This is a genomic window from Streptosporangium heterodermiicola, assembly GCF_051390675.1.
Lineage (GTDB): Bacteria > Actinomycetota > Actinomycetes > Streptosporangiales > Streptosporangiaceae > Streptosporangium.
The window spans coordinates 38686-61553 of the sequence record NZ_JBPJSR010000007.1; the positions used below are offsets into that span (position 1 = coordinate 38686).

Consider the following 22868-nt stretch of genomic DNA (forward strand, 5'->3'; position numbering starts at 1 on the left):
CCGGTCTCGCCGCCTCATGACGTGAAGGGAATAAAGCGCACTGCTAACGGCGCAAGCGTGGCGTAAGGACATAAATGATGATGAATAACCTCGAAGACATCAGGACTCGCCGCGACAGGGTGGAGAGTCAGCTAAACACGGTGACGCAGCCGGCCTGGCTCCCGCTGCTGCCGCCCGAGCCGCTCGCCCACCTGCGCCACCTGAGGACGAGGGTGATCGAGGCGACGGACCGCCCCCTGCCCGTCGGATCCTGGGGGCGTTCAACGCGGGGAAGTCCACCCTGCTCGGCGCCCTGCTCGGCGACGCGAAGCTGCTGCCCAGCGGGAACACGCCGACCACCGGCAACGTGACCGTGCTCGTGCTGGAGCCCGCGGACACACAGAGACCGTCGATCTCGGAGTTCGCGGACGTGGCGTTCATGAGCCGGGCGGAGATCGCGGAGTGCAGGCGGCACCTGCTCACCCGGATCGCCGACCACTCGGAGAAGGTGAAGCGCCCGGCCGAGGAGGTCGCGGAGGCGAGGCGGCCGGCTACCTGCGCGGCGAGCGGTTCGGCGTCGAGGCGCGGCTCGGGCCGGAGATCGCCGTCAACGCCGAGGGCACCGAGATCACCGCGGAGCTGACGTCGACCGCGCGGCGGGTACCGCTGCGCGTGACCGGCCTGGGTCTCACCGTGGACGTCGTCCGGTTTCGGGTCATCCAGTTCTAGGTCATCCAGTTCTAGTTCGTCCGGTTCCGGGTTATTCAGTTCCGGTTCGTCCGGTTTCCCGCTGGATCGGAGGGTGGTCCGGCGGGATCAGGACCGGGCCCGGTGGGGTCCGGGGGTGACGGTGGCGCGGTCCCCGAGACGGGCGGTGCCGGTGCGGGTGACCCGCATGATCACGCCGAACTTGTTCTCGTGCTCGCCGATCAGCCACTTCTGCAGTTCGGGCCAGCGCTCGCGTCCCTCGGGGTCCCAGCTGGGCACGACGCACCTGACGCAGGGGCCCGAGTGGTCGCCGGTGACGGTGAGTTCCATGTCGCCCGCGGTGACCGTGGCGCCGGGCCCCCAGCCCTCCTCGTCGAACGCGGGCGCGTCGGTCCCAAGGTGCAGGTTGGGCCGGAACCTGAGCAGGTCCACCGGCCTGCCGAGCTCGTCGTTCAGCGCCGCCAGGGACGCGGCGAAGGTGACCAGCACGGTCGGGCCCCGGTCCTGCTGCCCGTCGGCGGCGCGCAGGCTCAGCGGCGTGCCCAGCGACTCCGCCAGCGCGCCCGCCAGGCCGGGGGCGTCCCAGTCCCACGTGGCGCCGTCCGGCCCGGTCAGCGTCGGCGTCGATGTCGGCGACAGCGCGTCACCGTCGCCCCCGGGGGAGTCCTTCCCGGGGGAACCGTAGGCCGCGTGCCAGTGCAGCATCTCCGCCCGCCGCCGTACGGTCAGCACCCTGCCCGCGTGGTTCTCCCGTTCGTCGACGAGCGCGTAGGCCCGGTCGCCGGCCAGTCCCCGGTCGTCGAAACGCGCCTCCTGGAGCTCCTCGCCCCGTAGCGACTTCACCGGCCACCGAAGAATCCGATGAACCGTACCGAAATATGACGTCATACTATAAAAGTAGCGATCATGGAGTTATGAAGGTACAAATGCCGCGCACTGTCACGGAGGCCGAGGCCGTCCAGGACGAGCTCAGGGCACTGCTCGACCTGACCGGTCCCGGACCCCGCCGCCCCTCCAGGGTCGCGGGAGTGGACGTCGCCTACGACAGGGACCGGCTGGCCGCCGCGGTGACCGTCCTGGACGGGACGACGCTGGAGATCGTCGAAGAGGTCGCCGTGGCCGGGAGGGTGACCTTCGGCTACGTCCCCGGGCTGCTCGCCTTCCGCGAGGTCCCCGCGCTGCTGGACGCCCTTGAGCGCCTGTCCGCGCCGCCCGACCTGGTCGTCTGCGACGGATACGGCCTGGCGCACCCGCGCCGCTTCGGCCTGGCCTGCCATCTCGGCGTGCTCACGGGGCTGCCCACGATCGGGGTCGGCAAGACGGCCTTCGTCGGCACCTACCCCGAGCCCGCGCCCGAGCGGGGCGCGTGGACCGACCTGACGCTGGACGGCGACGTCGTCGGCCGCGTGCTGCGCACCCGGGACGGGGTCAAACCCGTCTTCGTCTCCACCGGCCACCGCGTCGACCTCGACACCGCCTGCCACAACGTGCTGAACCTGACGCCCCGCTACCGCCTCCCCGAGACCACCCGCACCGCCGACCGCCTCTCGCGACGTGCTCTGGCCGAGAACTGTCGCACGGACCTGGTTGGATCCGCTCAGTACGACAAGATGGGATAGAAGTGGGCGAAGACGAGTGGGCCGAGGACGTCGACGCGTGGCGCGACACCAACCTGGCGCAGATCCGTCAGCGGCTGGCGAGCGGGTTCGACCCCGGCCGGCGGCTGCCGTGGCTGCGCACGACCCCTCTGCACCGGGCCGCCCAGGAGGGCGCCACGCAGGTGATCGAACTGCTGCTCGCCTCGGGCGCGGAGGTCGACCCCGTCGACGCCGACGGCGCCACCCCGCTGTGGGAGGCCGTCCGCCACGGCTGGGACGACGCCGTACGGACCCTGCTCGCCGCGGGCGCCGACCCCTGGCGGCCGTGCATCGCGGGCCGCTCCCCCGGCGCCCAGGCCCTCTTCACCGAGATGGCCGGCCTGTTCGCCCACCTGCCCGGAGCTCCCAGCGTGAGCCCCAGGTTCCGCGAACTCCAGGACACCGTCGACGCGATGATGTTCTCGTACGAGGACTACAACGAGGAGCTGTGCGTGGCCTTCGTCGGCGAGGTGCCCGAGGACGAGGTCATCCGCCGCCTGGGCGCCGAGCCGCAGTCGTGCCCGCCGATGGAGACCGGTGAGCTGTGGGGCGCGGAGCAGTCGTCCCCCGTGGAGGTGCTGCGCGTGGCCAGCCCGCCGGGGGGCGGGGTGGTGCTCTTCCAGTCCGGCGGCATCCTGCCGGTGCGCGACGGGGTCGGCAGGGCGGTCACCTCGGGCGGCGGCGTGCTGGCCGGGGCGTTCCCGTCCACCAGCCCGTCGGTCGACATCTGGCGGGACGGGATTCCCGCGGGGCGGCCCTCGGTCCACGAGCAGCTCTCCGACGACAGCATGTTCGAGCTGTGGATGTGCCGTTTCGGCGACTGCGGCGCCCACCCCTCCACCGCGACCGAGCGCACCCTGGGCCTGATGACGCTGCTGACCTCCACCTACATCACCGCCGAATGGTTGTGGAGCGCTCCCATGCGACTGGTCCCGGTCATGCTGCCGTGACGGGACCGGGCGGGTCCGTGAGAGGTCTGTGACAGGTGCGCGCCGGATCCACGACGAGTCCGGAATGGGTAGAGTCGCACGACGATGAGACAGCACACGATCACCGCGCTGTGGGAAGAGATACCGGACGACGCCGACGCCCTCGCCCTGGTGCGCGGCAGGTTCCGGGTCTATCTGTGCGTGTGCGGCAGGCAGCTGGCCGACCGGGCGGCGGCGGAGCTGCACGCGTCGGAGACCAACCAGTGCACCACCTGCCTGGGCACCACCGTCGAGGACATCGTGCCCGGCTTCTCCCAGCCGTGCACCGCCTGCGCCGGAACCGGCCGGCGCGGGGCCCAGCTGACCTGGCAGCTCGCCCACGCCGAGGCCGAGTCCGTGATCACCGTTGAGATCGTCCGCGGGCTGATCGCCGGTTTCACCGAGCCGTTCCGGCTCTCCGAGGTGGCCGACCTGGTCCGCGAGACCCTCCACCTGCCGGTGGGCCGCCTCCCGGTCGGCCCGCGCGTCCGCGACATCCTGCGCGGGCTGGAGGCCGAGGGCGAGCTCGTGCTGATCTCCGCCCCCGACGAGCTGCTCCGCGGCACCTCGGTCATGCTCTACCGCGACCCCTACTGGGAACACACCACCGGCTGAGCGTCCGGAGGTCGTTCGGCTTGACCGGTGACGATTCAGAAGGGGAGCATGCCGACGATCGCCAGCAGGGGATGCTCCGCTCCGCTGCCGAAGCAGGCGGCGAGCGCGTAGCCGATGGCGGCCTCCTCCGGGGTCGGTGCGGCGACCCACTCGGCCCTGGCCTCGCCGTCGGCGAAGGTGGTGAGGTTCCCGAGGTGGTGCTCGCCGCGGAAGAGGGAGCTGGACTCCTCGGAGGTGGGGATCAGGGTGTAGACGATCCCCGCGTGGTCCACCTCGGCCCGGTAGGAGTGGCGCGTGACGCGCCCCGGCCCCGGGCGTAGCGGGACGGTGGCGCCGTCGAGCGTCATGGTCAGCTGGTCGGGGCCGCGGGTGCCGATGGGGATGTGCCGCCGCGCGACGGCCTCGTCCGACCGGCGTACGACGACCGGGGGAATCCCCTCACCCTCGACGCGCACGGTGCCGCCGTCTCGATCCAGCGTGAGCGTCAGCTCTCCCACGACCGCGTCGGTGAGGTGTGTTTCCATGCTCGTGAGTATGCGAGTCCTCCGGGCGCCTTTCCAACGAAAGGATCATTCGGGGATCCCCGTACGGGAAGGCCCTGCCGGGCAGGGCGCGATTCGGGGGATCCGGGAGGGCGACCGCCCGGAGGCTGTTCCAGCCCCCGCGGGGAACACGATCCGGGCGGTCGCCGGTCTCAGGCCGCGCAGCCCGCGTACTCGTCGCGGCGCCGGAGCATGGCGGCCAGCATCAGCGGGAACATCGCCACGTGGGCGATCGCCATGAGCGCCCCGCCGTCGATGAGACCCAGCCAGAGCAGCGGGAAGAGCGGCACGACGGGGACGAACATGGCGGCGCACATCTCCAGGGTGGGAGCCCACCCGTGGCCCCGGTAGCGCATCCAGACGGCCATGCCGACGGACATGTCGAACGCCATCAGCAGGTACGCGAGCTCGGGCTGCCCGTCGTGGGAGAAGCGGAGCCCGGCGGCGGACAGGAGCATGCCGAGGACGAACATCCCGGCGAACATCGCGATGACCATCTCGACGTAGTGCCGGGCGAAGCGGCCCCACCGGCGGCGGTCGGTCGGTGCTGTCTGTGTCATGGCCCAACTGTGCCGCCGTACCGGTCGCGCTCCAAGGAGGGCGGCCACACAGGTCCGGAAATCTGGGACTCCTGTCCGTCCCGGCACGGTCCCCTCGCGATCGGACGCCGCGTCGCCGCCGTCCGTCCGGGAGACCGCCCGGCGGTCAGGAACTGGAGCTGGAGGCGGACACGTAGGTGACCATCGAGGGGTGGCCGACCTGGGTGGTGCCGTTGTAGCAGGTGACGTACCGGATGTTCACGTAGGCGGGGAAGGTGGGGTAGGACTCCCAGGGGGTGTACAGGTTGCAGAACTCGGGCCCGTAGCCGAAGGCGGTGACCTGGACGTTGTCCCGGTATCCGCCGGTGACGTCGCCGAAGACCACGTTCGCGCGGCCGATCCCCACGTGGTCGATCCGGACGCCCTCTCCCCGGGAGTTGTAACTGACGGCCGCCGGTATCGGCCGGTAGCTGCCCACCCTGTCGGGCTCGTTGTCGAAGGTGTAGGCGAAGCGGTAGTACGGGAGGGTCGCGACGACGGCACGCTCGCGGTGGTAGGTCAGGCTCCATCCGGTGCTGAGCGGCGCGTCGGCCGCGTCGTGGCACCTCACCACGATCCTCTGCTCGGCGGCCGAGGGGCTCCACCCGCTCAGCTTGCAGCGGGCGGGAACCGCCGGATCGACCGCCGTGACCTGGATGTTCCCGGCGTGGCCCGCCGAGCCGAGCCCCGGCAGGGTGACCTGCCATATCCCGGGGGACGACGACGCCAGGACGGAGTTCACGGCCCCCGGTGCCGACGAGTTGAACTGCCCGGCCACCGCGGAGCCGTTCCAGTGCACGTAGCCGAACGCCGCGGGCGCGCGCAGCACCTCGGTGCTGTGCCCGAAGACGACGGAGAACGGGGTGAAGACCGGGGTCCCGCCGTAGCGGTAGCACTGCACCGCCACGATCTCGTCGGCGCCCGACTGCCGCCACTCCTGGACCTGGCACCAGTCGGCGGACCGGGATATCGCCGTGACGTGGGCGACTCCCCCGGAGGCGAGGCCGATCTGCGGGAACTTCACGAACACCTGGCCGGGTCCTCCCGGGGACGCCTCGGCCTTGAGCCCGGCCGGCCACGAGCCTCCCTGGTGGGCTCCGTCCACCACGGAGGAGCTCCTGACGTACGCGTACCCCCACTGCCAGGGGAGGGCCGCCCCGGCGCTCGCGGCGGCCGGGGAGGGACCGGCCAGGAAAGGGGCGGCCGTGTTCGCGACCGAGAGGGGCCCGGCGGCGAGCATGGCGGTGAGCAGGGCGGCGACGCTGAGGATTCGCGAGATCACTTGCCGGCACTGACGCATGTCGTCCTTCGTCAACATCGGGGCGGGTGGCCGAGGGCGGCCGGGACGGGGGGCCACGGCGGACCGGCCGGAGCGGAGGTACCGCTCTTGATAACCCGCCCGCCGCGCCCTTGAGAAGACCCAATTTTGCGAACTCTCCCGACTCGGGTAATCCACCCCTGTCACGAAAAGGCGGGCACGGATCAGCCCGCCCGGGGACGCTCCCGCGCAGGTGAGAGCCCCGCGGAAGGGGTCGCGCCAGTACGCGTATAAGCCCATATCACCGCGTTATGGAACTTTGCTAGGTACTCAGCGGCCCTTCTCGATGCCAACTTTATGGAGCCCGGACTTCTTAGGGCTCCTTGCATCCCTCCTACCCCCCAAGGGACATCGAGAGGAGTCACCCCGCGTGAATCCGAAGGTCAAGCTTGGCGCCGTGGCCGTACTGGCCGTCGCCGCCATGGCCACCCCCACGGCGGTGAACGCCGCCACCCCGGCGGACGCCGCCGCAGCCCGTACCGCCTCCGCCGAGCCGCCGGTGTTCGCGCCGCCGGACGCGGAGTCGCGCAGCCGCGCGGTCACCACCGCCAACGCGACCCTCGCCGCCAGGTCGGAGGCCGTCCTCAAGGGGCAGAACGAGAAGTTCACCCTGTCCAGGAACATCTCCGGCGCCTACGGCCTGCAGTACCTGACCTACGCGCGCACCTACCGCGGGCTGCCCGTCTACGGCGGTGAGGTGGTCGTCTCCACCGACAGGGCCGGAGAGCTCGTCGGGACCGTGAGCTCGGGCCAGCAGGCCAGGATCACGATCGACGTCACGAGCAAGGTGGACGCCGCGACCGCGGCCGCCACCGCCCGCGCGCAGCTGCCCACCGTGGAGAGCGTGGCCGCGCCCAAGCTGCTCGTGCACGCGACCACCACGACGCCCAGACTGGCCTGGGAGGTGGTCGTCACCGGCGCCACCGCCGAGGCCCCGAGCGTCCTGCACGTCTTCGTGGACGCCCTCGACGGGTCGATCGTCGACTCCTACGACGACGTGCACGCCGGGACCGGCAACAGCTACTACAACGGCAACCCGGTGACCATCCAGACCTCGGGCTCCAGCGGCTCGTACTCGATGACCGACACCACCCGCCCCGGCCTGCGCTGCGGCGGCCAGAACGGCTCCGCCTACACCGGGCCCGACGACTCGTGGGGCAACGGCTCGGGCACCAACCTGGAGACCGCCTGCGTCGACGCGCTGTACGCGGCCCAGACGGAATGGAACATGCTCAGCGCCTGGCTGGGCCGCAACGGGTTCAACGGCTCGGGCGGCGCCTTCCCGGCCCGGGTCGGCCTGAGCGCCGTCAACGCCTACTGGAACGGCAGCTACACCAGCTTCGGGCGCAACAGCGCCAACACCAGGCAGGCCACCCCGATGGACGTCGTCGGCCACGAGTACGGCCACGGCATCTTCCAGTACTCCGGCGGCAGCGGGGGCAGCGGCAACGAGTCCGGCGGCCTCAACGAGTCGACCGGTGACATCTTCGGCGCGCTGACCGAGCACTACGCCAACCAGCCCGCCTCCCTCGACCCGCCGGACTACCTGGTGGGCGAGGAGGTCAACCTGACCGGCGCGGGCGAGATCCGCAACATGTACAACCCCTCGGCCAAGGGGCACCCGAACTGCTACAGCGCGTCCATCCCCTCCACCGCGGTGCACGCGGCGGCCGGGCCGCAGAACCACTGGTTCTACCTGCTCGCCGAGGGCACCAACCCGGTGGGCAAGCCGGCCAGCTCCGTCTGCTCGGGCCCGACGAGCCTGACCGGCATCGGCATCCAGAAGGCCGGCCGCATCTTCCAGGCCGGTCTGAACACCAAGACCGCCCCGTGGACGCACGCGAAGGCGCGGCGGGCCACCGTGGCCGCCGCCAGGTCGCTCTACCCGAGCGGCTGCGTCGAGGTCAACGCGGTCAAGGCCGCCTGGAGCGCGGTGAACGTCCCGGCCGCCAGCGGCGAGGTGTCGTGCCCCTGACAAAGGGTGGTCTTTCGTACCGACGGTGACCACACCGTCCGGGGGATCAACCGGCCGGGGGGTTCACCGGCCGAGGTGCGGCCATACCCGGACGGACCGGTGCGGCGGGTGGTGATGGGGCCGCCCGCCGCACTTCTTCGAGCGGCACACTCATCCGGGCGAGACGACTCCGGCCCTCGCGGGCGCGACCGCGGGGGCCGGAGTCGCGCCCGCGAGTCCCGGCCCGGACGGCGAATGGTGATTCGGAAGTCAGAAAGGGGTACGTATGCGCTGCTGAAATGTGGAGAGGTCAACCGGATACGGGGAACGAGGCGGTCATGACGATCCTCAGCCGACCACGGGCCGGGACACCGCTCCCCCGCGCGACCCGATGAGCACCGGACCCGACGACGACGGGGTGACGTCCACCCGGGATCGGGAGGGGCCGGATCCGCGCCGCTGGAAGGCACTGAGCGTCTGCCTCGTCGCCGGTTTCATGACCCTGCTGGACGTCAGCATCGTCAACGTGGCGCTGCCCTCCATCCGTACCGGGCTGGAGGCCCCGCAGAGCGCCCTGCAGTGGGTGGTGTCCGGGTACGCGCTCACCTTCGGGCTGATCCTGGTCCCCGCCGGGCGGTTCGGCGACATGTACGGCCGGCGCAACGCGTTCGTCTTCGGTGTCGTGCTGTTCACCCTGGCCAGCGCGGCGGCCGGGGTCGCCGGGGACCCGACCCTGCTGGTCGTCGCGAGACTCGTGCAGGGCCTGGCGGGCGGAGTGATCAACCCGCAGGTCAGCGGGCTGATCCAGCAGCTCTTCCGGGGGGCGGAGCGAGGCAGGGCGTTCGGGATGCTGGGCACCGTGATCGGCGTCTCGACCGCGATCGGCCCGCTGCTCGGCGGGCTGCTCATCAACCTCGGCGGCGACGTCGACGGGTGGCGCCTCGTCTTCTACGTCAACGTGCCGATCGGCATCCTGGCCGTGCTCCTGGCGTACCGCTACATCCGGCCCGCCGCGAGGGAGCCCCGGCCACGCGAGACCATGGACCCCGTGGGCGTGCTGCTGCTCGCCGCGGGCGTCGTGCTGGTGCTCCTGCCGCTCGTCGAGGGACACGAGTGGCGGGCCTCGGCGAAGTGGCCGTCCCTGCTCGGCGGGCTCGTCGTACTGGCCGCCTTCGCGGCCTGGGAGCGCCGGTACGGGCGGAACCACCAGCCGATGGTCGACCTGTCCCTGTTCCGCAGGCGCTCGTACGCGCTCGGCGCCCTCGTCGGGGCGCTCTACTTCGCGGGCTTCACCGCGATCTTCTTCATCCTCACCCTGTACCTGCAGAACGGGCTGGGCTACTCGGCCCTGGAGGCGGGGCTGGCGACCACGTCGTTCGCCGGGGGGTCGGCGGTGGCGTCCCTGTTCGGCGGCCGGATCGTCACCCGGCTGGGCCGCCCCCTGGTGGTGGCCGGGCTGGTGCTGGTCGCGGTCTTCCTCGCCGTCACGGCGCTCGCCGTACAGCTGGTCCCCGGTACGCACGTGGCCTGGGCCGTCGCGGTGCCGCTGCTCCTCGCCGGTCTGGGCAGCGGCCTGGTGATCTCCCCGAACCAGACGCTGACCCTGTCCGAGGTGCCGGTCGCCGGGGCGGGCTCCGCGGGGGGCGTGCTCCAGACGGGCCAGCGCATCGGCACCGCCGTGGGCATCGCGGCGATCGGCTCGGTGTTCTTCTCCGAGGTCGCCTCCTCGCGCGGCGACTACGCGACGGCGTTCCGGCACTCGCTGCTGGTCACCATCGCCTTCGTGCTGGTCGCGCTGGTCGTGGCCGTCATCGACGTGATCACCTCCCGCCGCGCCGCCCGCTCCTGAACGACCGTCGTCACGCGTCCCCCGCTCCGATCGTGATGGGAAGCCGTCCGTCTTGGGGTTCAGGTCGCTCGATCACTCGAATTCCGGTGGTCCCTGAAGCGGAGAGGATCTCGTCGATGACGTCGTTGAAGTGGCCTGTCGCCGCCCTGCCCCTTGCTTCGGCACTCGCCCTGAGCGGGTGCGCGGGTGATGAGGCCCTCGGCGACCCCGCCACGGCCCGGAGCGCCCGGGGAACCACGAGGCGCTCGACGTCTCGGTTCTCCGGGTCGCGGAATCCGGCTTCCAGGCCCTGCCCTCACCGGAGGCACTGGCGAACGTCCAGTCGATCGTCGCCGCGGGCGTGGTCGACGGCTGGCAGGAGGGTCCGGGCCTGTCCGCCGAGCCGGACAGGCAGATGACCACTCGCCGTCGGCCTCGGACCGGTTCCGCCCCGGACCGGGCCACCCGCTCTCAGGCGGGCGCGTACGTGAGGCAGTCGATGTCGTTCTGCGCGTAGCCGACGACGATGCCGGAGGCCTGGCACTCGTACTGGACGTTGTGCTGGCACTTGGACATCTTGCAGGCGCCGACGTGACCCGTGGCGGACGGGTCACCGCCCTTCGCGTCGACCTTGAAGAAGGTCTCGCACTCCGCGTGGCTGCTGTTGCCGACCGTGATGGCCAGGGCGTGGCAGGTGTGCGCCGTGTTGTACGCGCACGCCTCGACCTGGCACTCGTTGACCGCGGGCATCTGCATGGCTGAACTCCCCTAGGGCTCGGGCCGGTCCCGGGCTCGACGAGCCATCGCCGGGGCCTGTCGCCCATTGGTTTCGCTGTCACCCGGTGGCGACGCCGGCGCCTCCCGGTTGGCGCCAGGAGCGTCGGCCCGCCTCGCGCCGCGCCATGTCACGGTCGCCGGAACGCGCGACCGGACGTGACGCGGCCCGTGCCCGCGTACGGGCGCCGGGACTACTCCGTCTCCTACCGCGCCCGGCTCGCCTTCACGCTCATACGGGTCCCAAGGCTTCTCCAAGAGAGCCGGGGCGTTCGTTCCGCGCGGCCGGGTTTCGGGGAAGGGAACCGGGGCCGGGGCCGGGACGGGGGCGGCCGACGACGCCCGAGGCCAGCAGGTACTGGCCCGCGATGTAGGTGGCCATGATCAGGAAGCCGTGCGCCGGGAGGCGGGGAAGGTCCGCCGGCTCGAACGCGATCAGCGTGTCGGAGAGCAGGAACAGGGCGCCGCCCGCCCCGATCCACCGGCCGTGACCCGCGGCGGTCACCGCGGTGGCGGTCAGCAGCAGCGAGTAGGCGGCCACCGGCAGGCGCAGGTCGCCGAGACCGGGCCACAGGACGAGGATCAGGACCACCCAGAGGACGGCGTAGACCACCGGGATCACCGGGCGGCGCCGCAGCGCGCCGAGGGCTCCCTCCCGGACGAAGCAGGTCACGTAGCAGACGTGCGCCACGGCGAACAGGGCCATGCCCGGGAGGAAGAGGCCGTCGATCTCCAGGGCCACGTCGCCGCCCCAGGACAGCAGGAGCGCGGCCACCAGCGGGCGCGGCCCGCGCCGTGCCAGCACCCAGGCCGCGAGCAGCGGCATGAGCAGCGCCTTGGTCACGGAGTCCAGCGGGGCGGCACCGGCGACCCCCAGCGCCAGGTGCACGGCGCAACAGACCCAGAAGGCGACCAGCACGGCACGGGAGAACACCCCGGCCCTTAGAACATCATTCTGCACAGCTGAATGGTAGGGCGTGCCCGACGGCGGGGCGTGCCGCCATCGCGATTCAGGAGACTCCGCTCGCGGGCACACCCTGGTGGCGGGGAGTCCGGGGAGTCCGGGGAGTCCGGGGAGTCCGGGAAGCCGCAGAGCCCTCCGCGCGGAGGGCTCTGCGGTGTCAGCGGCCGAGCAGGTGGGCGTGGCCGGGCTCCAGGCCCGCCCGCGCGGTGATCTCCGCCGTACGGGCCTCGAAGTCCTTCCCGTCGGCCACCGTCACGTTGCCCTCCAGGGTGACGCCCTCCGGGGGGTCGTCCCAGCCCACGGGATCGGCGTCCCAGAAGTTGCCGCGGAGGACGACGTTCTCCAGCGGCGGCCAGACCTGCAGGGTGGCGGTGTTGTCCGCGCGCTGGACGGCGTTGCCCTCGACGGTGACCCAGGCGGCGCCGTAGTCGGTGTAGAGCGCGAAGTTGTACGGCGTGAGCGTGTCGCGCACGACGTTGCCGCGGATCACCGCGCCGCTGTCGTGGGAGTCGCCCTGCGGGCCCGACAGGTAGATGCCGCCGCCGTCGGCGAGCACCTTGAGGGTGTCGAAGGTGAGGTTGCGCAGGACCCGGGTGCTCCTGCCGGGGCCGAGCACGATGCCGCAGTGCGGGACGTCGTTCACCTGGTTGTGCGCGACCGTGGAGTCCTCGCTCGCGGTCACCGCGATGCCGGGCGAGCCGGAGTACTCCAGGCCGATGTCGTGGACCCAGTTGTTCTCGATCCTGACGCCACGGCTCCCGCCGATCGAGACGCCACCGCCGCAGACGCCCTCGAACACGTTTCCCCGCACCAGGACCTCGGCGCTGTCACCGGAGACCCGCAGGGCCGTGGCGCCCAGCCTGGTGAACCGGCAGCCTTCGATCGCGACCCGCTCGGTGCCCTCGAACACGACGTTCGCGGGGATCGTCAGCGACTCCCCCGGCACCGTCACCCACGCCCCCTCGGCGAACGACACCTTCTCGATGGGACCGCCGTCGTAGTAGCCGGTGCCGTGGTAGTGCAGGAAGCCCTCGGGACGGCTCGGCCGCATCCAGGTGGCGTCGGCGAAGGTGATGCCCAGGAAGGCGACGTCGCGGGCTCCGGTGACCGTGACCAGTTCCTCCAGTACGGGCGCGACGACCTCCGTCCGCCCGGGATCCTCGCCGGGGCGCGGCCGGTAGCGCAGGACGTGGTGGCCGGGGCGGGACCTGTCGAGGACGAAGGTGCCGGGCTCGGTCAGGAAGCCCGCCCCGTTCTCCACCCGGGTCGGCAGGCCGGGGCCGTACGACTCGCCGCCGCCCTCCCACGGGACGACCGAGTTGTAGAGCTCGATCGCCCAGCCGAAGGCGGGCTGGGCCATGGTGACGGTGGTCGAGTGCTCGTCCCCCTCGACGGCTGCGACACCGAGGCGGGCCTCCGTCCACGGGTAGACACCGCGCAGGACGAACTCGACGTCACCGGGGTTTCCCCAGCTCTGCGGGGCGGTGCTGTCGGTGACGTAACCCGTGTCGGTCCTGGTGACGTTCCCGGGAAGGATGTCGATCGAGGCCCGTTCGGCCCTGCGGCCGTCGACGTGGAGCTGCCGGGTGTCGAGGTCGCCGACCTCGGCCACCCAGACGCCGTCCCGCTCCTGCCAGCCGGTGATCCTCCGGCCGCCACTGACGACGACCTCCCCGGCCTCGGTGTCCTCGCCGTCCTCTCCGGCCTCGCCGTCTTCGCCGTCCCCGCCCGCGGCCCGGTAGGTCACGCCGGAGTCGGCCTCGGTGAGCCGGAGGGTTTCGTCGAGCCGGTGCGTGCCCGCGAGCAGGTTGACCACGGCGCCCGCGCCACGGGGCAGGTCACGGGCCAGGTCACGGGCGTGGGCGAGGGTGGCGAGCGGCCGTTCCCGGGTGCCGGGCCAGGCGTCGTCACCCGAGGGGGAGACGTAGAGCTCGTTCAAGGAGCCTCCTCGTTTATAATGTAAACAGTGATATACAGCATAAACAGATATTGGGGCCGAGCGTCAAGTCGAAGGAGGAGCGGGTGGCCGCCGAGGAGGATCCGGACCGGACGGTCGAGCTGCTGTGGCGGGAGCCGCGGGACGCCGCGCAGAGGCAGGCGCCGCAGCAGGCGCCGCAGCAGGGGCCGAGGCAGGGGCTGAGGCAGGGGCTGAGCGTCGGCGCGATCGTGCGCGCCGCCATAGAGATCGCCGACGCCGACGGGATCGAGGCGCTGTCCATGCGACGGGTCGGCGAACGGCTCGGTTTCACCAGCATGTCGCTCTACCGGCACGTGCCGGGCAAGGCGCAGCTCGTCGACCTGATGTGCGACGCGGTGATGGGCGACGTCACGACGAGCTCCACCGCGAGCACCGCGGGTGCGGAGGATACGAAGGGAGTGGCGGACACGGCCGGGGATGGTGTCGCACCGGTGTCCCCCGCCGGGGCCCCGGCGGGGACATCGGACGGAACATCGGTCGGGACATCGACGGACGTGTCGCACGGATGGCGCGAGGCGCTTGAGGGGTGGGCGCGACGTGGCTGGGCGCTGTGCCGCCGCCACCCCTGGCTGGCCGGAGCACGCGGCACCCGGCACGTCCCCGGCCCGAACTCCATCGCCCACTTCGAGTACGCGCTCGGCACCGTGTCGGGGATCGGCCTCAGACCCGCCGAGATGGTCGCCGTGGTGGGCCTCGTCGGCCGGTTCGTGGACAGCGAGGCGGCCAGGGTGGCGGAGATCACCAGGATCGAGCGGCACACCGGGGTCTCCGAGGAGGAGTGGTGGGGCGCCAGGGACTCCCTGTACGAGAACCTTCACCGCTACCCCACGCTGACGCGCGTCTGGGAGGCCGGTGGCTACGACGAGCCGGAGGACTCCTTCGAGTTCGGCCTGCGGCGCGTGCTGGACGGCATCGAGGCACTGGTCCGTGAGCGTGATGTAAGCCGTGACGAAAGTGCCTCATGTGCGATGTGCGGAACGAGCATGGAACGGGCGGAGGCGGGCCGCCCTCGCGCCTACTGCTCACGGGCCTGCCAGCAGCGCGCCTACCGCAGGCGCCACCGCTCCACACCGCCGCCGAGCGACCCCTCTGGCCGGGGGTGACCCGCCCGAACGGGGTCCGGCTGGATCGGGCCTTGGCCGCACCGGGTCCCGCCGAGCAGGCCCCGGCCGCTCGCGTTCCCGTTCGGCGGTCCCGGCCAGGCGGATTTCACCCCGGTCCGACGGGTTCCGCTCGACCTGTGTTCCGACGGAGTGGATTCCGGCCGGTCGCGTTCCGGCGAGGCGTGCCCGGCCGATGACGGGCTCCCGCCCCGGGTGGGCGCCTACTTCCGCGAGTCGCTCAGCACCCTGAACGTGATGCCCGCACGCCCGAGCCTGTCGATCAGCGCGTCGCCCATCGCCACGGCGGTGGTGACCTGGCCTGAGACGTCGGGCAGGTCGTCGGTCGCCAGGCAGAGCGCCGACTCGCCGAGCATCTTGGCGGTCTCGCCGTAGCCGGGATCGCCGCCCGCGACCTCGGTGACGACGCGCTCCCCACCTCCCTGACCGAGGAAGGTGACCTTGAACCAGCTCCTGGCCCGCTGCTCGACGCCGGGACCGTCGCCGGAGGCGAAGCTCCGCAGCAGCAGGGATCGCGCCGGGGGGATCTGGGCGAGCAGGGCAAGCGCCCCCGCCCCGGCGGCGATGCCCAGCGCGACGGGTAGTCGCTTGACCGCGAAGTGGTGGCGGTAGGTGAAGTCGGGGCCGTAGCTCTCCAGCGCGCGGGCCGAGCGGGCGACGACCTGCGGGTCGAGCGTGGGCAGCGGCAGGGCCCAGCCGCCGACGTAGCGGAGCGACCCGGGCCCGCCGCGCGCCTTCCTGCCCCCGGGGGCCGCTGTGGCCTCGATCGGGAGCGTGGACCCCGCCGCAGTCCCCGCCGCAGTCCCCGCCGCGGGATCGGCCGTGGGATCGGCCGTGGCCTCGGTCGCGGGATTCGCCGGGATCGCGATCTCGGGGCTCGCCGTGGCTTCGATCGTGGAACCGGTCCCGGTCGTGAAACCGGCCCCGACCCCGGTTCCGGTCGCGGGACGTGCCCAGGGGCGCTCTTCGAGTTCGCGGCGGAGGCGCGCGGCCTCGGCCGACTGCCGGAAGCGGGAGATCGCCAGCACGGCGGAGTGCACGGTGCCCCCCGAGGGGGCGCCGGAGGCCCGGACGAATCCGCTGACCTCCAGCGGCACGCCCTGGGGCAGATGCTTGACCGTGAAGTAGGCGCCCAGGTCGTGCGGGATCGAGTCGAAACCGCACGAGTGCACGAGCTTGGCTCCGGTCCGCCTGGCCCGCTCGTGGTGGCGGATGAACATGCGGTCGACGAACTCGGGCTCGCCGGTGATGTCCGCGTAGTGGGTGCCCGCGTCGGCGCAGGCGGCCACGAGCGGCTCGCCGTAGGAGACGAAGGGACCCACGGTGGTCGCGACGACCCTGGCCTGCCTGGCGATCTCCACCAGGGAGGCGGGATCGGTCGCGTCGGCGTGGAGCAGCGGCAGCTCGGGCAGGCCGATCCGCTCCCTGACCGCTTCGAGTTTGGCCCGGTTGCGCCCGGCCAGGGCCCAGCGGAGGGAGGGACCGGCGTGGCGCGCTAGGTAGTCCGCGGTGAGCGCCCCGGTGAACCCGGTGGCGCCGAACAGCACGATGTCGTACGGGCGGTCGTCAGGCATGGGCCGAGAATCCTCCCTGCCGGGGCCGGGCGCAAGGCGTACCGCCGGGTGTCGCGTCATCCCCCGGGGCGGGCGCGGCGGCGGTGCTCACCTCCGGAGGGAGGCGAGCACCGACCCCGTCCTCACCTCGGGGCAGGTGCGGCGGCGAGCCGGGGGAGCACGTTCTCGCCGAACCAGTACGACTCCTCCAGGTGGGGGTAGCCGGACAGGACGAACTCCTCGATGCCGAGCGAGGCGTACTCCTCGATCCGCTCGGCGACCTGGGAGTGGCTGCCGACCAGCGCGGTTCCGGCGCCGCCCCTGACGAGACCGACCCCGGCCCAGAGGTTGGGGTGGATCTCCAGGTCGCGGGCGGTGCCACCGGCGAAGCCCTCGTGCAGCTCCAGCATGCGCTTCTGGCCGACCGACTCGCTGCGGCCCAGCAGCTTCCTGGCCGAGACGATGTCGGCCGGGTCGATGGCGGCCAGCAGCCGCTCGGCCTCCGCCCAGGCGTCGCGTTCGGTGTCGCGGGTGATCACGTGCAGCCGGATGCCGAAACGGAGCTTGCGGCCCTGTTCCTCGGCCAGCTCGCGGACCCACTCGATCTTCTTCGCCACCTGCTCCGGGGGCTCGCCCCAGGTGAGGTAGACGTCCACGTGCTTGGCCGCGACCGGTCCCGCCGCCCGCGAGGAGCCGCCGAAGTAGATCTCCGGGACGGGGTCGGGCGTCTCGGAGACCATCGCGCCGTCGACGCGGTAGTGAGTGCCCTCGAAGTCGTACGGGGTGCCGCTCCAGGCGCCGCGCACGATCGAGAGGAACTCGTCGGTGCGCTCGTAGCGTTCGTCCTTGGACAGGTGGTCGCCGAACCTGGCCTGCTCGACGGTCTCCCCGCCGGTCACCACGTTGAGCAGGAGCCTGCCGCGCGAGAGCCGCTGGTAAGTGGCGGCCATCTGCGCGGCCAGTGTCGGGGACATGAAGCCCGGCCGGAACGCGACGAGAAACTTCAGCCGTTCGGTCTCGCGGGTCAGCGCGGCGGTGACCAGCCAGGCGTCCTCGCACCAGGTGCCGGTCGGGGTGAGGACGGCCTCGAAGCCGAGCTGCTCGGCGGAGCGGGCGACCTGCGCCAGATACTCGATGTCCGGCGGGCGGAACGCCGCCGCCTCGGAGCGGCCGTGCCCCCTGGCGAGGCCGTGGCCGCCCCCGGTGAGGACCCGGCTGTCACCGGCGGTTGGCAGGAACCAGTGGAACCTCATCGGGTGCCTCCAAGCCGCGGGAAGGGCGTCACGAGGGGTTCTCCAGGGTGGCGTCGAAGCGGGTGTCGACGACGTCGGCGAACTTGACGGGTACCGGGATGAGCTTGGCCTCGCTGAAGGCGTCGGCCACCAGCTGCTCGCGCTCGACGACGTCCCCGGCGAGCTTGAGGTCCCTGAACGAGCTGCGCTTGATCGCCGTGCTGACGATCCCCTGGTCCAGCCCGGTGAGCTCGGAGAAGACCTTGCTCCACTCGTCCTGGTGGTCGTTGGCCCACTGGTGCGCCCTGCGGATCCGCCCCACCCAGTCGCCCAGCGCCGCCGTGCGGGCCGGGTCGGCGAGGGTGTCCTTGCCGGTGATCTGGAACTCGAAGCCGTTGGCGTAGCCCTCGCCGTCGACCAGGATGCGCGCCTTGGTCTGGGCCTCGGCCTGGGCGGTGTAGGGGTCCCAGATGGCCCAGGCGTCGATCTTGCCGGAGGAGAGCGCGGCGAGGGCGTCCGGCGGCTGGAGGTACTGGGGCTGGATGTCCTCGAAGCTCAGCCCCTCCTTCTTCAGCACGGCCAGCAGGTGGAAGTTCGCGGAGCTGCCCTTGGCCACGGCGACGCGCTTGCCGCGCAGGTCCGCGGGGGCCTTGATGGGCGAGTCCGCCGGGACGACGACGGCCTGGCCGCCGACCCCCTTCTCCGCGACCGCGACGACGGCGATCTTCGCCCCGGCCGCAGCGGCGAAGACCGGCGGGGCGTTGCCCACCGCGCCGAAGTCCAGGGAGCCGGCGTTGATGGCCTCCAGGATGGGCGGCCCCGAGGTGAACTGGGACCAGGTCACCTTGTACTTGACGTCGTCGAGCTGGCCGGCCGCGGTCAGCAGCGCCTGCAGGCCCGTCCCCTTCTGGTCGCCGATGCGCAGCGTCACCTGGGACAGGTCGACCGAGCCGTCGGCGCGGACGCTCTGTTCCTCCCCCGCCCCGCAGGCGGCGGTGACGGTGAGGAGGAGTGCCGCGGCGATCAGGGCGGTGACACGACGTTTCATGTTGTTCCTTCCGGGGTGACGCCCAGCCGGTTGAGCAGGGTGGAGCGCAGTGCGACGAGATCGGGATGGTCACGGTGACGGGGCCGGGGCAGTTCGACCCTGGACTCGTGGGCGATGGCGCCCCCGTCGAGCACCAGGACGCGATCGGCCAGCAGCATGGCCTCGTCCACGTCGTGGGTGACGAGCAGGATGCCGGGGCGGTGTCTCGCCCACAGGTCGAGCACGAGCCGGTGGATGGTGATGCGGGTCAGCGCGTCCAGGGCGCTGAACGGCTCGTCGAGCAGGAGCAGGCCGGGCTCGCGGACCAGCGCCCTGGCCAGGGAGGCCCGCTGGGCCTCGCCGCCCGACAGGGTGAGCGGCCAGGCGTCGCGCAGGCCGCCGAGACCGACCTCCTCCAGCGCGGCCAGCGCGGCGGCGCGCGGGTCGGGGGCGCGCAGGCCGAGGGCGACGTTGGCCAGGACCCGCTTCCACGGCACCAGCCGGGGCTCCTGGAAGGCCACGGCGACGGTGTCGCCGACCTCGACCTCTCCGTCGGCGCCGGGGTCGAGCCCCGCGAGCACCCGCAGGAGGGTGGACTTGCCCGAGCCGCTCCGGCCGAGCAGGGCGACGAACTCGCCCCTGCCGATCTCCAGGTCGACCCCGTCGAGGACCCGCCGCTCCCCGAAGGCCCGGGTGAGCCCCCGCACGGCCGCCACCGGAGCCGCCGTACGAGAAGGGATCTCCGAGGACGGGATCTCCAAAGACGGAGTATCCAAGGACGGAGTATCCAAGGACGGGACCTCCGTGGCGGAAGGGGCCTCCCCGGAGGGCCGGGTCCTCGTGGCGGACCGAGCCTCGGCACGGTCACGGACCTCGGCACGGTCAGGAGCCTCTGTCCGGGCGGGGGCCTCCGTACGATCATCCGTACGGTCAGGGGCCTCGGTACGGGACGAGGTCAGCGTGACAGGAAATTCTGCCGCCATGACAGGGCCCTCCTCTCCAGCAGGCGTACCACCGCGTCCGTCAGCAGGCCGAGGATCGCGTAGACGATCAGGCCGACGACGACCACGTCGGTGCGCAGGAACTCCCGGGCGTTGTTGATCATGTATCCCAGTCCGGCGTCCGCGTTGATCTGCTCGGCCACGATCAGCGCCAGCCAGGCCACGCCCAGGCTCTGCCGCAGGCCGACGAGGGTCTGGGCCAGCGCGCCCGGCAGGACGATCTGGGTGACCGTCTCCGTACGGCTCAGCCGCAGCACCCGGGCCACCTCGGCGAGCCTGCCGTCGACGCCGCGGATTCCGGAGAAGGTGTTGAGGTAGAGCGGGAAGAGCACGCCGAGGGCGACCAGGGCCACCTTGGGGATCTCCCCGATGCCGAACCAGAGGATGAACAGCGGGATCAGCCCGAACAGCGGGAGCGCCCGCAGCATCTGCAGCGGCGGGTCGACGGCGTTCTCGCCCACGCGGCTGAGCCCCGCGATCAGGGCCAGGCCGATCCCGGCGACCGCGCCCAAGGTGAAGCCGATCGCGGCCCGCTGGAGCGAGACGGCGATCGCCTCGGGCAGGACGCCCTCCTGGACGAGCCCGGCGGCGGTGGTGAGGATCTTCAGGGGCGAGGCGAGGAGCCGTTCCGGGAGGAGTCCGGTGGCGCTGGCGATCTGCCAGACGACGACGATGACCAGGGGGCTGACGAGACGCTGCCAGGCGGCGGAGGAGGACAGGGGGACACGTGACCGCGGTGGCACGGCCCGCTGTCGCATCCCCGCGTCGACGGCGGGAGCGGACACGGAAGACCTCATTCACGGCGGGGGGCTGGGTTCCCGTTCATCGTCCGGCAAATAACCTACAAAGTCAATCGGAAATACATGATTTGGCCGATAGCGCACCGCGGACTCCCGGTTGGTAGGTTTTCCGTAAAGGACGAACGCACACGCAAGCGGAGGAGCTGGCACGGTGGAGGTCGAGCAGACGGCACTGCCCGGTATAGGACTGCGGCACGAGTTCACGACGCGGTCGGGCAGGCGCATCGGGATCGTCTCTCACCGCACCGGCCGCCGTGACCTGGTGATATACGACCCCGACGATCCCGACCGCGCGTGCGAGACCATCAAGATGAACGACGAGGAGGCCGACGCGCTCGCCGAGCTGCTCGGCGCCCCGCGCATCGTGCAGCGCCTCAACGACCTGCACCGCGAGGTCGAGGGCCTGGTCAGCCTGCAGCTGCCGATCCTGCCCGGCTCCCCGTACGCCGGTCGCCCGATGGGTGACGCGCGCGTCCGCACCCGCACCGGCGCCTCGATCGTGGCCGTGGTGCGCGACGGCCAGGTGTTCGCCAGCCCCGCCCCCGACTTCGGGCTGGTCGAGGGTGACGTGGTGGTCGTGGTGGGCAGCCCGGAGAGCACATCCGCCGTCTCCGACATCCTTTCCGGCGGGTAGGGCACCGGGTGCACACTGCGATTCTTTTCCTTGAGCTCGGTGCTGTCCTTCTCGGGCTCGGCATACTTGGAGCACTCGCCCTGAAGGTGGGCATCTCGCCCATCCCCCTCTACCTCATCGCCGGCCTGGCCTTCGGCACCGGCGGCATCCTGCCCCTCGCCACCAGCGAGGAGTTCATCTCGGTCGGCGCCGAGCTCGGCGTCATCCTGCTGCTGCTCACCCTCGGCCTGGAGTACAACGCCGACGAGCTCGTGACGAGCCTCAAGGGCAACGCGCGCGCGGGCGTCGTCGACCTGGTGCTCAACGCCGCGCCGGGCGCGATCGCCGCGCTGCTGCTGGGCTGGGGCCCGGTGGCCGCCATCGCGATGGCCGGTGTCACGTACGCGACCTCATCGGGCATCACCGCGAAGGTCCTGTCCGACCTGGGGTGGATCGGTAACCGCGAGACGCCGGTGGTGCTGTCGCTGCTGGTCTTCGAGGACCTCACGATGGCGATCTACCTGCCGGTCCTCACCGCGGTGCTGGCCGGGCTGAGCCTCGCCAGCGGCGCGGTCACCGTGGCGATCGCGCTGGCCGCGGTCAGCGTCGTGCTGCTGGTCGCGCTCCGCTACGGCAAGGCCATCGAGGCGTTCGTCTCCAGCCCCAACTCCGAGGTGCTGCTGCTGAAGGTCATCGGGCTCGCGCTGCTGGTCGCCGGGGTGGCCCAGCAGCTGCAGGTCTCGGCCGCGGTCGGCGCCTTCCTGGTCGGCATCGCGCTCTCCGGCGAGCTGGCCGAGGACGCGCAGGCGCTGCTCACCCCGATCCGCGACCTGTTCGCCGCGGTGTTCTTCGTCTTCTTCGGCCTGCAGACCGACCCGACCAAGATCCTGCCGGTCGCCGGGCTGGCCGCGCTGCTCGCCCTGATCAGCATGATCACGAAGCTGCTCACCGGCGCCTACGCCGCCCGCCGGGCGGGCATCGCCAAGGCCGGGCAGGCGCGGGCCGGCATCGCGCTCATCCCCCGGGGCGAGTTCAACATCGTGATCGCCGGGCTCGCGGTGGCCGCCGGGGTCCATCCCGACCTGGGGCCGCTCGCCGCCGCGTACGTCCTCATCCTCGCCGCGTTCGGCCCGCTGGCCGCGCGGCTCGTCCAGCCCTTCATCACCGCCATCGCCAAGCGCGCCTGAGGTCCCGCCCGGCCCGCCTCCCCGGCGGGCCGGGCGGGGATCGTCAGGGTCCGGAGGGTCCGGTCATCCCTCCTGGAGTACGGACAGGACGTTGCCCGCCGGGTCCTTGAACCACGCGATGAAGGGACCCCCCTCCCGCATGACGCCCCTGTCGTCCTGCGGGAGGCCGTCGTACCGCTCGAAGACCACCCCGCGCCCGACCAGCCCGTCGACGGCGGCGTCGATGTCGTCCACCGGGAAGTTGAGGATGGTGTACGAGGCCGGGACGTGGCCGGGTTTCGGGTAGACCAGCACGTTCCCGCCCCCGGCGAGGTGCAGGGTCAGCATGCCGTTCCTCTCGGACACCTCCAGTCCCAGGGTCTCGGCGTAGAAACCCCTCGCCGTCTCGACGTCGTCCACCGCGAACCCGCTGAACGCCCTGGTCTGCCGGAACATGGATCTCTCCTTCGCTTCTCGCCGTCCACCGGACAGGTCGTCGCCGCGCGGCGGCG

The 22868-nt window shown here is 71.9% G+C and carries 22 protein-coding genes and 1 pseudogene; 10 read left to right on the top strand and 13 right to left on the bottom strand.

Features of this window, described 5'->3' with window-relative positions; all coding sequences use genetic code 11:
* Positions 1–292: 292 nt before the first annotated feature.
* Together ACSC1Q_RS16850 and ACSC1Q_RS16855 are read left to right on the top strand one after the other, a co-directional pair.
* Positions 293–442, top strand: a pseudogene (locus ACSC1Q_RS16850) (hypothetical protein); the annotation flags it as partial.
* Positions 442–708: a hypothetical protein gene (locus ACSC1Q_RS16855; protein ID WP_436759651.1), complete on the top strand. Its 267-nt coding sequence runs from the start codon at positions 442–444 to the stop codon at positions 706–708. The pseudogene ACSC1Q_RS16850 and the gene ACSC1Q_RS16855, both read left to right, overlap by 1 nt.
* An 87-nt stretch (positions 709–795) precedes the next feature.
* On the opposite strand, the gene ACSC1Q_RS16860 is transcribed toward ACSC1Q_RS16855, so the two are convergent.
* Entirely contained in the window at positions 796–1530 is a 735-nt protein-coding gene (locus ACSC1Q_RS16860; protein WP_436759652.1) for an MOSC domain-containing protein, read from the bottom strand.
* A gap of 83 nt (positions 1531–1613) precedes the next feature.
* Between ACSC1Q_RS16860 and ACSC1Q_RS16865 the strand changes: the two genes are divergently transcribed.
* The 3 genes from ACSC1Q_RS16865 (at position 1614) to ACSC1Q_RS16875 (ending at position 3907) form a co-directional block, all read left to right on the top strand.
* Positions 1614–2306, top strand: coding sequence for an endonuclease V (locus ACSC1Q_RS16865; RefSeq protein ID WP_436759653.1), 693 nt, complete (start codon positions 1614–1616; stop codon positions 2304–2306).
* Positions 2307–2308: 2 nt separating this feature from the next.
* Positions 2309–3274, top strand: coding sequence for an ankyrin repeat domain-containing protein (locus tag ACSC1Q_RS16870; protein WP_436759654.1), 966 nt, complete (start codon positions 2309–2311; stop codon positions 3272–3274).
* 84 nt (positions 3275–3358) lie between these two features.
* Positions 3359–3907, top strand: coding sequence for a hypothetical protein (locus ACSC1Q_RS16875; protein ID WP_436759655.1), 549 nt, complete (start codon positions 3359–3361; stop codon positions 3905–3907).
* A 35-nt stretch (positions 3908–3942) separates the two neighbouring features.
* Here ACSC1Q_RS16875 and ACSC1Q_RS16880 read toward each other — a convergent pair whose 3' ends face one another.
* The 3 genes from ACSC1Q_RS16880 to ACSC1Q_RS16890 all read right to left on the bottom strand — a co-directional run bounded on the left by ACSC1Q_RS16880 (position 3943) and on the right by ACSC1Q_RS16890 (position 6309).
* On the bottom strand, positions 3943–4431 hold the full coding sequence (locus tag ACSC1Q_RS16880) for a hypothetical protein (RefSeq protein ID WP_436759656.1): 489 nt from the start codon (positions 4429–4431) through the stop codon (positions 3943–3945).
* Positions 4432–4601: 170 nt separating this feature from the next.
* The gene (locus ACSC1Q_RS16885) at positions 4602–5009 is read right to left on the bottom strand and encodes a hypothetical protein (RefSeq protein ID WP_436759657.1); all 408 of its coding nucleotides are present in this window, start codon (positions 5007–5009) and stop codon (positions 4602–4604) included.
* 145 nt (positions 5010–5154) lie between these two features.
* Positions 5155–6309, bottom strand: coding sequence for a hypothetical protein (locus ACSC1Q_RS16890; protein WP_436759658.1), 1155 nt, complete (start codon positions 6307–6309; stop codon positions 5155–5157).
* Positions 6310–6715: 406 nt separating this feature from the next.
* On the opposite strand from ACSC1Q_RS16890, the gene ACSC1Q_RS16895 reads away from it, so the two are divergent.
* On the top strand, positions 6716–8320 hold the full coding sequence (locus ACSC1Q_RS16895; protein WP_436759659.1) for a M4 family metallopeptidase: 1605 nt from the start codon (positions 6716–6718) through the stop codon (positions 8318–8320).
* Between the two features lie 370 nt (positions 8321–8690).
* Complete coding sequence (locus ACSC1Q_RS16900; protein WP_436759660.1) at positions 8691–10148, top strand: MFS transporter; 1458 nt, start codon at positions 8691–8693, stop codon at positions 10146–10148.
* Between the two features lie 450 nt (positions 10149–10598).
* On the opposite strand, the gene ACSC1Q_RS16905 is transcribed toward ACSC1Q_RS16900, so the two are convergent.
* From ACSC1Q_RS16905 to ACSC1Q_RS16915, 3 genes are all read right to left on the bottom strand, one after another.
* Positions 10599–10883, bottom strand: a complete 285-nt coding sequence (locus ACSC1Q_RS16905) for a DUF1540 domain-containing protein (protein WP_389918003.1) — start codon at positions 10881–10883, stop codon at positions 10599–10601.
* Between the two features lie 250 nt (positions 10884–11133).
* Positions 11134–11862, bottom strand: a complete 729-nt coding sequence (locus ACSC1Q_RS16910) for a lysoplasmalogenase (protein ID WP_436759661.1) — start codon at positions 11860–11862, stop codon at positions 11134–11136.
* A 160-nt stretch (positions 11863–12022) separates the two neighbouring features.
* Positions 12023–13804, bottom strand: a complete 1782-nt coding sequence (locus ACSC1Q_RS16915; RefSeq protein WP_436759662.1) for a right-handed parallel beta-helix repeat-containing protein — start codon at positions 13802–13804, stop codon at positions 12023–12025.
* An 83-nt stretch (positions 13805–13887) separates the two neighbouring features.
* Here ACSC1Q_RS16915 and ACSC1Q_RS16920 point away from each other — a divergent pair, with 83 nt between their 5' ends.
* Positions 13888–14946 (top strand): TetR/AcrR family transcriptional regulator, encoded by a 1059-nt coding sequence (locus tag ACSC1Q_RS16920; protein ID WP_436759663.1) that lies wholly within the window; start codon positions 13888–13890, stop codon positions 14944–14946.
* 221 nt (positions 14947–15167) lie between these two features.
* On the opposite strand, the gene ACSC1Q_RS16925 is transcribed toward ACSC1Q_RS16920, so the two are convergent.
* From ACSC1Q_RS16925 to ACSC1Q_RS16945, 5 genes are all read right to left on the bottom strand, one after another.
* Positions 15168–16538, bottom strand: coding sequence for a saccharopine dehydrogenase family protein (locus tag ACSC1Q_RS16925; protein ID WP_436759664.1), 1371 nt, complete (start codon positions 16536–16538; stop codon positions 15168–15170).
* Between the two features lie 122 nt (positions 16539–16660).
* Positions 16661–17770, bottom strand: a complete 1110-nt coding sequence (locus tag ACSC1Q_RS16930; RefSeq protein ID WP_436759665.1) for an LLM class flavin-dependent oxidoreductase — start codon at positions 17768–17770, stop codon at positions 16661–16663.
* 28 nt (positions 17771–17798) lie between these two features.
* A complete protein-coding gene (locus tag ACSC1Q_RS16935) occupies positions 17799–18797 on the bottom strand; it encodes an ABC transporter substrate-binding protein (RefSeq protein WP_436759666.1) in 999 nt (332 codons plus the stop codon).
* Positions 18794–19537 (bottom strand): ABC transporter ATP-binding protein, encoded by a 744-nt coding sequence (locus ACSC1Q_RS16940; RefSeq protein ID WP_436759667.1) that lies wholly within the window; start codon positions 19535–19537, stop codon positions 18794–18796. The genes ACSC1Q_RS16935 and ACSC1Q_RS16940 overlap by 4 nt, the downstream gene beginning before the upstream one ends.
* Positions 19538–19731: 194 nt before the next feature.
* Entirely contained in the window at positions 19732–20562 is an 831-nt protein-coding gene (locus tag ACSC1Q_RS16945; protein ID WP_436759668.1) for an ABC transporter permease, read from the bottom strand.
* A 166-nt stretch (positions 20563–20728) separates the two neighbouring features.
* Here ACSC1Q_RS16945 and ACSC1Q_RS16950 point away from each other — a divergent pair, with 166 nt between their 5' ends.
* Positions 20729–21211 (top strand): cation:proton antiporter regulatory subunit, encoded by a 483-nt coding sequence (locus ACSC1Q_RS16950; RefSeq protein ID WP_344744815.1) that lies wholly within the window; start codon positions 20729–20731, stop codon positions 21209–21211.
* Positions 21212–21297: 86 nt separating this feature from the next.
* Positions 21298–22377 (top strand): cation:proton antiporter, encoded by a 1080-nt coding sequence (locus tag ACSC1Q_RS16955; RefSeq protein ID WP_435287939.1) that lies wholly within the window; start codon positions 21298–21300, stop codon positions 22375–22377.
* Between the two features lie 63 nt (positions 22378–22440).
* Here ACSC1Q_RS16955 and ACSC1Q_RS16960 read toward each other — a convergent pair whose 3' ends face one another.
* Positions 22441–22812 (bottom strand): VOC family protein, encoded by a 372-nt coding sequence (locus ACSC1Q_RS16960; protein ID WP_436759669.1) that lies wholly within the window; start codon positions 22810–22812, stop codon positions 22441–22443.
* Positions 22813–22868: the final 56 nt, after the last annotated feature.